This window comes from Nocardiopsis sp. TRM 82005, from assembly GCF_056312425.1.
On record NZ_JBWDTQ010000020.1, the window covers coordinates 134,355 to 144,942 of the forward strand.

Consider the following 10,588-nt stretch of genomic DNA (forward strand, 5'->3'; position numbering starts at 1 on the left):
GGGATCTCCTCAGAAGCCCAGGTATGCGTGGCGCGTGCGGTCGTCGGAGAGCAGGTCGGAGGAGGCGCCCTCTGCGGCGACGCGCCCCTGGTTGAGGACGAACCCGGTCTCGGTGACCGACAGGGCCCCGGCGGCGTTCTGCTCGACGAGGACGACGGTGAGCCCGGTCCGGTCGCGCAGGTCGCGCAGGAGTGTGAAGATCTGCTTGGTGATCAGCGGTGCCAGCCCGAGCGAGGGCTCGTCCAGCAGCAGCACCTTGGGCCGGGCCATGAGGGCGCGGCCGATGGCGAGCATCTGGCGTTCACCGCCGGAGAGGGTGCTGGCGGGTCTGCGCCGCCGCTCGACCAGGGGCGGGAAGAGGTCCATGACCTCGTCCATGGCGGAGTTGGTGCGGCGGTCGGAGCGCCACAGCCCGCCCAGGCGCAGGTTCTCCTCGACGGTGAGCTCGACGATGACGCCGCCGCCCTCGGGGACGTGGGCGAGGCCGCGGGTGATGACCTTCTCGGCGGGTAGGCGGGTGATGTCCTCGCCGTCGAGCAGGACGCGTCCGGAGGCGGCCGGGTGGAGGCCGGTGAGGGTGCGCAGCAGGGTGGTCTTGCCCGCGCCGTTGGCGCCGAGGACGGCGCACACACCCTTGGCCGGGACGGTCAGGGAGACGCTGTCCAGGGCGCGGACGGCGCCGTAGGAGACGCTGAGTTGCTCTACGGACAGGATGGGCTGGGCGGTCATCGGGCGGCTCCGTTCGCGTCGCCTGTGTCGGCGGGTGTGCCGAGGTAGGCCTGGGTGACGACGGGGTCGGCTTGGACCTCCGCGGGGGTCCCCGTGGAGATGACACTGCCGAAGTTGAGCACGACGATGTGGTCGCAGACCCGCATCACCAGGTCCATGTGGTGCTCGACCAGGACGACGGCCATGTCCTGGCTGAAATCGCGGATCTGGTCGGCCAGGGCGTCGATCTGCTCGCCGGACAGGCCGCTGGCGGGTTCGTCGAGCAGGAGGAGCTCGGGCTCGCTGACGCAGGCGCGGGCGAGCGCCACCTGCTTCTGGAGGCCGTAAGGCAGGGTGCCGGGCAGCCGGTGGGCGTGCTCGGCCACACCGAAGCGCTCCAGGGCGGCCAGGGCACGGGCGCGGAGCTCGCGTTCGTCCCGGTGGTGCCGCCCCAGACCGGTGATCAGGGAGAGCGCGCCCCCGCTGGCGAGGCGGTCGGCCCCGGCGACGACGTTGTCCAGAACCGTCATCATCGGGAAGAGGTTGAGGCCCTGGAAGGTCCGGGCGATCCCGGCGCGGGCGAGGTGGTGGGTGCGGTGTCCGGGGGGCGGAGCGCCCTTCCAGGTGATGGTGCCCGCCGTGGGGCGCAGGATCCCGGACAGAACGTTGAACAGGGTGGTCTTGCCCGCACCGTTGGGACCGATGAGCCCGACGACGGATCCGGGCGCGACCTGGAGCCCGACGTCGTCGAGCGCGGTGAGGCCCCCGAAGCGCACGGTCACCCCGTCCGCTCTCAGCAGGTGCTCCGTTGCGGTCGTTGTCATCACTGCCTTTCTCGCGGAATCCGTACCGACCAGTTGGTATGAAAGAGGTGGCCGGCGGCACCAGTGCCGCCGTCCTTCCGGGTCAGTTGAACATGCGGGCCAGGTCCACGCGGGACCTGATGTTGAGCTTGCGAAAGATGCCGCGCAGGTGGTGCTCGACCGTGCGCGGGCTGATGAACATGTGCGCGGCCACCTCCCGGTTGGTCGCCCCTTCGGCGACCAGCCGGGCGATCTGCTGCTGTTGCGCGGTCAGCTCACCCGTGGAGGAGGGGTCGGGTCCGCGTTCGGCGGTCCCGATCGCGCGCAGCTCGGCGCGGGTCTGTCGCACCCACAGCCGTGCTCCGAAGCGCTCGAAGGTCTCCAGCGCGTTGTAGAGGTGTTCCCGGGCTCGCCCGGGCAGACGTATCCGGCGCAGGTGGGCGCCGAACAACAACTGGGTGCGCGCGTGCTCGACTTCGTCGTCACCGCAGGTCCGGTGCAGGGCCAGGGCGTTTTCGAAGTGGTCGGCGGCTTCCTCGCCCGTGGCCAGCAGGCCGGAGCCGCGGGCGGCCAGGGCCAGCGCGCCGGGGCTGCCCACCGACTCGGCCCAGCGCCGGTATCCGGCCTGGGACGTGCGCGCCCACTCGGTCTCACCCATGCGGGTCGCCGCCTCCACGAAGTGCGGGGCGGTGAGCAGCCGCATGGTGGGGTGGCCGTGCCCGGGGGCGGCGTGCACCAGGGCGCGCAGCCGGAAGAACGCCTCGGCGGCGTTGCCCCGGGACAGCTCCAGGACGGCCAGCGCCCACGACGCCAGGGCGGCGGCCAGGCCGATGCTGTTCTCCCCCGCCTGGGTGGCGACCGCACGGGCCCGGATACGGCAGGTTTCCACATCGCCCTGGATGGCGGCGATCATCGCCAGCGACGCCAGGTGCTGGGTGGCCCAGACGGACTGGCCGCTCTCACGGGAGACCCGCAGGCCGGTGAGCGCGGTCCCGGCGGCCGAGGGGAAGCGCCCGCTCCAGAACTCGGAGAAGACCAGGAAGCCCAGCGCGGCGGGCATGGTGGCCCGCTCTCCCCGAAGGCGGCCGACATCGACCGCGCGGGAGGTCACTGACCGCACGAACGGAGCGTCGCCCAGCCGCAGGCCGCTGATGCCAGCCCAGATGAGCTCGGAGGGCTTGGCGATCTCGGCCAACCCGGTGGCTTCGCGCAGCAGCGGCGTGGAGCCGGTGTAGTCGCCCCGGAAGGAGACGGCGCAGCCCTCCAGGAAGGCGGCGACCATGCGCATGGGCTTCGGGTCGTCCGGGCGGACCAGAGGAAGCGCGAGCTCCGCGGCACGGCCGTGGAGGACGGCGTCCCCGGCCAGGGAGGCGGAGTCGGCCGAGCGCACCAGGGCGCGCAGGGCCAGGAAGCGGTCGTGCGGGACGAGCTCCCGGCCGACGGTGAGCAGGCGCTCGGCGACGTCCAGGGCGTTCCCGCCGCGCATGGCGAGCTGGGCGTCGATGAAGTCGACGGTCACGCGGCGCCGGTCGGACACGGCGAGGGGCCGTGCCCTGGCCACCAGGTTGGCGGCGCGGTCGGAACTCCCGGCCATGTAGGCCTCATAGGAGGCGGTGGACAGGCGGCACGCGCGTTCGTCGGGATCGGGTGAGAGGTCGGCGGCGCGCTCGAAGGTGTGGGAGGCCGTGAGGCGGCCCGCGAGCCGCTTTCCGCGGTGGGCGGCGGCCGTCACCGTGTCGGCGAGCGCGGCGTCGGGGGCGCTGGTGCCCGCCGCGGTGTGGCGGGCGAACTCCACGGGTGAGAGCTCGGGGTCGCACACCCCGGCCAGTGCGCGGTGAGCCGCGCGCAGCCGCCCGGCGGGGGCGTCCTGCGCGACGGCCTCGCGCACCAGGGGGTCCGTGAAGACGACGGTGTCGCCCTCCACGCGCACCAGACCGCGCGCCTCGGCGGGTTCGAGGGCGGTGACGTCCGGGGCGGACTCCTCGAACGCCTCCAGCAGCCCGTGGAGCCGGGAGGTTTCGCTGAGCGCGGCGAGCAGGAGGATGTGGCGGGTCTGCTCGGGCAGCTCGTGGTAGGGGACCAGGAGGTCGGCGCGCAGACGGCCGGGCAGGCGCGGCGGGTCGGGGAGGGGTTCCTCTCCGAGGAGCTGGGCGCGGGACAGCCCCCGCAGGAAGCCGAGGACGGCGGCGGGGTTGCCGTGGGAGGCGCGGGCCAGGGCCGAGCGCACGGCGGCGGGAAGGGTTACCGGAGCCCTGTCGGTGAGGATGTCGTACACCGCCCGCTCCTCCAGGGGCGCGAGGAGGTGCTCGGCGATGCCGGGGATGAGCGCGTCGGGCGTGGGTTCGGCGACGGTTTCGGGCAGGCGGGGACCGGTGGGCTTGCCGCGGCCCCCGCGCGCGGTGAACACGGCGGCGACGGGGATCCCGCTGAGACGGCGTGCGGTGAAGGCGAGCGCGTCCAGGGACGCGGGGTCGAGCCGGTCGACGTCGTCCACGCACAGCAGCAGCGGCCGGTCACGGCCGGCGGCGGTGCGGGAGAGCAGTTCGAGCAGCCCGGTGTAGAGCGCGAGACGGTCGGCGTCGGCGACCGCGCCCCCGGTGAGGGCGTCGTTCAACAGGCCGCGCCAGGGATCGGGAAGCCGGTCGACCTCGCCCGCGAGGGGACGCAGCAGGCACTGGAGACCAGCGAAGGGCAGGTCCGCCTCGTCGGCGATCCCACTCACGTGGAGCACGGTAAAATCACCTGCGGACACACGCACGTCATTCAGTAGTGCGGTCTTGCCCCGCCCGGGGCCGCCGGAGACGACGAGGGCCGCGCCCCGGCGGGACCTCGCCTCGTCCAGGGCATCGGTGATGGTCCACTGCTCCGTGTCACGACCTCGGAGGCGGACGCTGAGGGGTTCCGTGTTCCTGCCAGCCACGTGTTCACATTCGCACAGCGACCCCCCGTAGCGGCAGGTGCGAGCGGGCACACTGGTCGTTTCACGGATGCCCGCACGGAGTCGCACGGACCCGTTCGGACGCGTCCCACAGGGGGTACCCCACAAGTACGCGGGGCAGGTGCATGGACGCGGGATCCCGGCGTCCACCTGCGTTTCCGTCACCCATAAGAGTGATGGGGGTCACTCCGAAGAGGGGCCGCGAACCCGCCGCCGGCCCCCCTCAGGCCCAGCCGCCGGTTATCAAGACGTAACGTGCGCGCCACGGCACTCCCGCGACACCGACAAACAGGACAAAAGGTTACATATGTAGATTTTTGTCTTCTTCAGGGCATTGTCGCAGCCGCCCCTTCGGGATATATCCAGTCGGTGACACCCCGAAGGGTGCCCCCGACCGCAGGAGGGACCGAACTCCCATGGAGGACCGCTCCACGACAGCAGGGAACCACTCCACGACGGCACAGGAGATGCGGCGGCCGGTGCCCGCCACCCGCGCCGAGGACCGGACGGTGTCACCCACCTTCGGTGTCGAGGAGGAGTTCTTCGTCGTCGATCCCGGTACCCGCCTCATCCGGTCCCGGGCGCCTGAGGTACTCGCCAACACCCGTCTGGCGGACGGCCACGTGTCCGGTGAGTTCAGCCGCACGCAGGTGGAGGCCAACACCCCCGTGTGCGACGGGGCGGGCGACGCTCTGCGCTTCCTGCACGCGGCCCGCGAGGAGCTCGACCGCGCCGCCGGTGCGGCCGGGCTCACCGTCGTCGCCTCGGGGACCCCGGTCCTGGGTGACCCCGCCACGGCGCTGGTGAGCGGAGACCGCCGCTACACCGGTATCGCCGCGCACATGGCCGCCTTGCGGGAGGCGTTCGTCGTGTGCGGCTGCCACGTGCACGTGGGGATCCCCGACCGGGAGGCCGCCGTGGCGGTGAGCGACCACCTGCGCCGGTGGCTGCCGTTCCTGGTGGCGGTGTCAGCGAACTCTCCGTTCCACGCCGGGCGCGACACCGGCTACTCCAGTTGGCGGACGCTCGCCTGGAACCGCCTGCCCTCCGCCGGGCCGCCCCCTCTGCTGCGCTCCGCGGCCGGACACGAGCGGGCGGTGCGGGCGCTCTCCGACGCCGGGGCGCTCCTGGACCGGCGCATGGTCTATTGGGACGTCCGCCCCTCCGACCACCTGCCCACGCTGGAGATCCGGGCGGGCGACGTGACCGCCACCGCGGAGGAGGCGCTGATGCTCGCCTGCCTCACCCGCGGGCTGACCGCCCGCGCGCTCACCGACGTTCGCCACGGGATCCTCGCACCGGACATCTCCGACCACGCGCTGCGCGCCGCCGTGTGGCGGGCCGCCCGGGACGGGTTGGAGGATGTGGTCCCCGACCCGCTGACCGGTGAGGCACTGCCCGGGGCGCCGGCCGCCGACCGGCTGCTGCGCGCCGCACTCCCCGGACTGCTCTCCAACGGCGACGCCGACCTGGTGGCCTCGCTGCTGGACCGCGTACGCAAGGCCGGGACGGGGGCGGTGCGACAACGCGCCGCCTACGCCCGGCGGGGCAGCCTGGCCGACGTGGTGGACCACCTCGTCACCGAGACCCAGGAGGGCCTCGGCTCCTGAGGGGTTCCGCACGCCGCCGCCCCCACAGGCGTCCGCCACACGGGCCCTACCGTTCCACGAGCTCCTCCGGATCTCCGCCGCGGCCCGCCAACTCGTCCATGGTGGGCGGGTTCGCGCCCTCCCGGGTCACCGTGACCGCGGCGACGGAGACCGCGAACCCCAGCAGGCTCTCCAGGTCCGCCTTGTCCAGTCCGGCCAGGCGCGCCCGGGGGTCCTCCCCCAACAGACCGTGCCGGTCCAGCCAGTTCAGCAGCGCACCCATGAAGGAGTCGCCCGCACCCACGGTGTCCGTCACCTCGGCCCTCGGCGCGGCGACCGAGACCTCCGTGCCGTGGGAGACCGCGAGCGCGCCGTCGCCGCCCCTGGTCACCACCACCAGCACCGGGCCCAGCGCGGCGATGGCGTGGGCAGCCCGCGCCGGGGACAGGTCCGGGTAGAGGAACGCCAGGTCCTCGTCACTCGCCTTCACCAGGTGCGCCTGTGCGACGTGCCGCAGGGCCAGTGCGCGGGCGGCCCCGGGGTCGCCGATGACGCCCTCGCGGATGTTGGGGTCCAGGGTGAGCGTCACCCGCCCGCGCCCGTGCTCGCGGCGCAGCACCTCCTCGATCAGGGTGGCGCCGGGTTCCCTGAACAGCGCGATCGAGGCGGCGTGCACCGCACGCACCCCCGGCTCCAGCTCCTCGGGCAGCTCCCCTGGGCGCCAGCGCCAGTCGGCGGCGTCGTCCATGCGGAAGTCGTAGCGGGCCGACCCGTCCGGGCCGAGCGTGGCCAGGGCCAGCGCCGTCGGCTCCTCCGCGGCGAGCAGCCCCGCCGGATCCAGGCCCTCGCCGAGCAGGCGCTCGCGGATCAGCTCGCCGAAGCCGTCCGCCCCGATCCGCGCGAGCAGGCGGGTGGGAGTGCCCAGCCGGGCCGCCGCGACCGCGGTGTTGGCCGGGCCGCCGCCGGGCGCCGCCCTCAGCACGTCGGCGCCGTGCGCGGTCGGCAGCAGGTCCATGACGTTCTCGCCGATCACGAGGAGCCGTGGATCCCCTCCCCCGGCCCCTTCCCACGCGGGAGCCTGGGGGTCCTGTGTGTTCTCGGTGGTCACGCGTCCCCTCCGGAGGTGTGTTCTGACTCGGGCAGGAGCGCGGCCGCGATGGAGGTCGACAGCCCGGTCTGGGGCAGGAGTGTCGCCTGGTAGGCGTGGTACACGTCCGGTTTGCCCGACCACACGCCCCCGGCGGGCTGGTTACCGGGGCCCAGCTCGTGGTGCCAGCTGCCGCGTTCACGGTCCACGTGGTGTTGGTCGGCGTAGGCCCACCAGCGGTCGTACAGGTCGGTGTAGAAGGGCTCACCCGTGTGCCCGCCCAGTGCCCAGGCGGCCATGGTGGCCTCGGCCACCACCCAGTGCATGCGCTCGCGCACGACCGGACGGTCCTCCCAGTCGAGGGTGTAGACGAACCCGTCGGCGCCGTCGACGGCCCAGCCGCGTTGGACGGCGTTGGCGAACAGCGACTCGGCGTCAGTGCGCAGCCAGGCGGGGACGGACTCCCCGGCCCGGCTGAGGGCGATCTCCAGGTGGACCAGCAGCCGCGCCCATTCGAGCAGGTGGCCGGTGGTACTGCCGAAGGGCCGGAAGGGGTGGTCGGGCTGGCCCCGGTTGTACTCCGGGACCGGCTTCCAGTCGGGGGTGAAGTGCTCTGGCAGGCGCCAGTCGTGCTCGGCCGCCACACCGTGGACCAGCCGTTCGGCGATCGAGAGCGCACGGCGGGTCCACAGGGTGTCGCCGGTTGCGTCGGCGGCGGCGAGGAACGCCTCCACCGAGTGCATGTTGCTGTTGGCGCCCCGGTACTCCTCGGTGGCGGACCACCCACTGTCCCAGCTCTCCCGGACGGCGCCCGCGGACTCCTCCCAGAAACGGGTGTCCATGACGCGCAGCGCCTCGTCGAGCAGTCCACGTGCCCCGGGCCGCCCGGCGAGGGCGGCCGTGGAGGCGGCCAGGACCACGAACGCGTGTTCGTAGGCGGACTTGCGCGGAAGCTCATGGGAGCGCTCCCGAAACGCGTCCGAGTCAGCGGTTCCGGGCACCTGGTCGAACCATCCGCCCGCTTCGGCGTCGCGCAGGGGCCCGTCCGCCAGGGCCGCGACACCGTGGTCGGCCAGCCGTCCGGCGTCAGGGTCGCCGCGCAGGTGCGCGAGGGAGAACACGTGCGTCATCCGCGCGGTGATCCAGGCGGCGACGGGCCGGTCCTCCACCCGTCCGTCCGCGTCGAGCCACCCGAAGCCGCCGGAGACCGCGGACCCGACGGCGAAACCGTACAGACGCCGCTCCTCCTCGTGCAGACGCTCTGGGCTCCCCCGGTCCGGATGTGTCGATGCTGTCAATCCACTGCCTCCTCAGGGCGTCGGTTCGCAGGTCCACGCTATCCCGCGTTCCCGACACGGCGGTAAGCCGGGGACCCCGGTCAACAGGACGCACCGCCACCACCGGAACGGAGCGTTCCGGCCGCGGGCGGGCCGGGTCCCGTGCACCGCCCGCGCGAAGGGACCCGAAAACCGGATGCGCCGGGAATCCTCCTCATGCCAGAGTCACCTCACCGCCGCGCGGGGCGAGACCACGCGCCGCGGTCGGCCGTCCGTCCGCCGCCGGATCCGGTCAGGCGGTTCCTCCGGGCGGACGGAGGCCCTCCGACCGGGTCCGGCCACGTCAAAGACAGGAGATCCAACGTGACCCACCCCCACTCCGAGGCACGCCCGGACCAGGACGGCCTGTCCCGCGACCCGCTCCCCCTACGCGGACGGACCGCCCTGGTGACCGGTGCCAGCAGGCGTGACGGCATCGGCTACGCCGTCGCCCGGCGCCTCGCCGCCTACGGCGCCTCCGTGATGCTGCACCACTACCAGCCGCACGACGCCGAACTGCCCTGGGGCGGCGACGACCTCGGCTCGGTGCTCGACGGCGTGCGCGCGGTACTCGGCGACCCCGGCGCCCGCGTGGCCGAGGTCAGCGCGGACATGGCCGACCCCGACGCGCCCCGACGGGTGGTGGAGGCCGCCGTCACCGAGTTCGGCCGCCTCGACGTCCTCGTGGCCAACCACGCGCGCAACGGCGGCGACGCCACTCTGGCCGAGGTGACCCCGGAGATGCTCGACGGGCACTGGGCGGTCGACGCACGCGCGCCCGTCCTGCTGGCCCAGGCCTTCGCCGCCCGGCACGACGGGCGCCCCGGCGGCCGGGTGCTGTTCATGACCTCCGGGCAGATCCACGGCGCGTTGCCGGGCGAGGTGGCGTACGCGTCGGCCAAGGCGGCCCTGGCCCAGATCACCCCGACCATCGCCGCCGAACTGGGTCCGCGCGGCGTCACCGTGAACGCCGTCGACCCCGGTCCGGTACAGACCGGCTACATCGACGACGAGCTCATGGGCCGTATCCTGCCCCGCTTCCCGGCCGGGCGGGTGGGCGTTCCGAGCGACCCGGCCAAGCTGCTGGCGTGGCTGACCACCGACGAGGCCGAATGGGTCACCGGCCAGGTGATCAGCGCCGACGGCGGTTTCAGCTGTTAGCGGGGTCCCGGGGCGTGTTGCCCCGGGCGGCGGACACACCCTAGGAGCTCCGCTCCGGGTCCCGGACCCTCCCCGCCGCGTTCCGCGCGGCGACCCTGGTACTGCCCAGATCAGCGGAGCGGCAGGTCCACCGGATGTGCTCGGCGGCCGTGACCGGGTCGTCGGCCATGGGGATGTGCCCGCTACCGATCAGCGAGACCATGCGCGCGTTGGGCACCCGGCGGTGGGCGTGCGCGGCGCTGGACGGCAGCAGCGTCCGGTCCCGGTCGCCCCAGGCGATGGTGACCGGGCACGCGATCGGCCGTGCGACGAAGTCGTACTCGGTGATGCGCGGCACCAGCCGGATGTAGGGCGATCCCTCCTGTAGGCCCCGGACGCTGAAGCGGGTGGCCTTGGCCGCGGGCGAGGTGGGGTCGCCGCGCAGCGCGACCCGCGCGGCGGCCCTGGCCGGGGCGGTGTCGGCGAGGCGCTCCTTGACCGGCATCGGGATACGGGTCGCGAGCCGGGAGAGCGCGCCGACCGCACGCATCCCGAACCGGGCCAGCTCGTCGGAGAACCCGGCCGGGGAGAACACCGTCACCGAGGCGGCCAGGCCCCGCACGCCCAGTTCCAGGGCGATCGATCCACCGAGCGAGTTGCCCGCCAGGTGCGGCCGGTCCAGTCCGTGCAGCTCACAGAACGCCTGGACGTCCTCGGTCATGGTGAGGACGTCGTAGGGCTCGTCGAGGGCGGGCGCCGGACTGGCGCCGAACCCGGGCAGGTCCACGCAGATGACGCGGTAGTCCACCGCGAGCCGGGCCGTCACGGAGCTCCAGCTCTGGCGCCGGTCCCCGAGGCCGTGGAGGAGTACCAGGGGAGGGCCGCTCCCCCGCTCTTCGAAGGCGATACGTGTCGGGTCCATGTTGCCTGGTCTACCCCATGCGGCGCGCACCACCACCCCCACGGGACACGGCGGTGGACGGAGCGCGTGAGGGCGGGCACGCCGG

General features: G+C 73.5%; 8 protein-coding genes. 2 read left to right on the forward strand and 6 right to left on the reverse strand.

The window, feature by feature from the left end:
* Positions 1-9: 9 nt before the first annotated feature.
* The 3 genes from AC0T5L_RS17000 to AC0T5L_RS17010 all read right to left on the reverse strand — a co-directional run bounded on the left by AC0T5L_RS17000 (position 10) and on the right by AC0T5L_RS17010 (position 4,482).
* Complete coding sequence (locus tag AC0T5L_RS17000; RefSeq protein ID WP_476166466.1) at positions 10-729, reverse strand: ABC transporter ATP-binding protein; 720 nt, start codon at positions 727-729, stop codon at positions 10-12.
* Positions 726-1,532 (reverse strand): ABC transporter ATP-binding protein, encoded by an 807-nt coding sequence (locus AC0T5L_RS17005; RefSeq protein WP_476166467.1) that lies wholly within the window; start codon positions 1,530-1,532, stop codon positions 726-728. Before AC0T5L_RS17005 ends, AC0T5L_RS17000 begins: the two co-directional genes overlap by 4 nt.
* Before the next feature lie 82 nt (positions 1,533-1,614).
* Positions 1,615-4,482, reverse strand: a complete 2,868-nt coding sequence (locus AC0T5L_RS17010) for a helix-turn-helix transcriptional regulator (RefSeq protein ID WP_476166468.1) — start codon at positions 4,480-4,482, stop codon at positions 1,615-1,617.
* A 383-nt stretch (positions 4,483-4,865) separates the two neighbouring features.
* Here AC0T5L_RS17010 and AC0T5L_RS17015 point away from each other — a divergent pair, with 383 nt between their 5' ends.
* Positions 4,866-6,059: a carboxylate-amine ligase gene (locus AC0T5L_RS17015; RefSeq protein WP_476166469.1), complete on the forward strand. Its 1,194-nt coding sequence runs from the start codon at positions 4,866-4,868 to the stop codon at positions 6,057-6,059.
* Between the two features lie 46 nt (positions 6,060-6,105).
* On the opposite strand, the gene AC0T5L_RS17020 is transcribed toward AC0T5L_RS17015, so the two are convergent.
* Together AC0T5L_RS17020 and AC0T5L_RS17025 are read right to left on the reverse strand one after the other, a co-directional pair.
* Positions 6,106-7,146, reverse strand: coding sequence for a carbohydrate kinase family protein (locus tag AC0T5L_RS17020; protein ID WP_476166470.1), 1,041 nt, complete (start codon positions 7,144-7,146; stop codon positions 6,106-6,108).
* Complete coding sequence (locus AC0T5L_RS17025) at positions 7,143-8,423, reverse strand: AGE family epimerase/isomerase (RefSeq protein WP_476166471.1); 1,281 nt, start codon at positions 8,421-8,423, stop codon at positions 7,143-7,145. Before AC0T5L_RS17025 ends, AC0T5L_RS17020 begins: the two co-directional genes overlap by 4 nt.
* Before the next feature lie 342 nt (positions 8,424-8,765).
* On the opposite strand from AC0T5L_RS17025, the gene AC0T5L_RS17030 reads away from it, so the two are divergent.
* The gene (locus tag AC0T5L_RS17030) at positions 8,766-9,602 is read left to right on the forward strand and encodes an SDR family oxidoreductase (protein ID WP_476166472.1); all 837 of its coding nucleotides are present in this window, start codon (positions 8,766-8,768) and stop codon (positions 9,600-9,602) included.
* Positions 9,603-9,642: 40 nt separating this feature from the next.
* On the opposite strand, the gene AC0T5L_RS17035 is transcribed toward AC0T5L_RS17030, so the two are convergent.
* Positions 9,643-10,503, reverse strand: a complete 861-nt coding sequence (locus tag AC0T5L_RS17035) for an alpha/beta fold hydrolase (protein WP_476166473.1) — start codon at positions 10,501-10,503, stop codon at positions 9,643-9,645.
* Positions 10,504-10,588: the final 85 nt, after the last annotated feature.